General features: G+C 63.2%; 1 protein-coding gene. It reads left to right on the forward strand.

All coding sequences use genetic code 11. From position 1 onward, the window contains the following. Positions 1 to 400 (forward strand): MBL fold metallo-hydrolase (locus tag E4K09_RS18940; RefSeq protein ID WP_425293863.1); only part of this gene is annotated, 400 nt, incomplete at its 5' end. Positions 401 to 432: the final 32 nt, after the last annotated feature.

Raw genomic sequence — 432 nt, forward strand, 5'->3', positions numbered from 1 at the left:
CGGCACGGACGAGATGTACGCCAACAGGCAGTTGGCGGAAGGTCTGGGCGCGGCCATGGGTGTCGTCTTCCAGGCGCCCAACTCGCCGACCGTCTACCTCGCCGGAGACACCATCTGGCGCAACGAAGTCGATCAGAGCCTGGCCAGGTTCAAGCCTGACGTGATCCTCCTGAACGCCGGCGAGGCCCGCATGCTGGGCTTTGCCGGATCGATCATCATGAGCAAGGACGATGTCCTCCGCGCGTACAAGGCTGCGCCGAACGCCACCATCCTGGCCGTCCACATGGATGCGATCAACCACATGGCGTTAAGCCGCAAGGACCTGCGGGAATACGTTGAGCAGAACGGCATGCAGGATCGTGTGCGAATTCCCGCCGACGGCGAAGTCCTGAAGTTCTGACCATTTGGTGCCCACCCCGGCTGGGGTGGGCA

This window comes from Microvirga pakistanensis, from assembly GCF_004458765.1.
Lineage (GTDB): Bacteria > Pseudomonadota > Alphaproteobacteria > Rhizobiales > Beijerinckiaceae > Microvirga > Microvirga pakistanensis.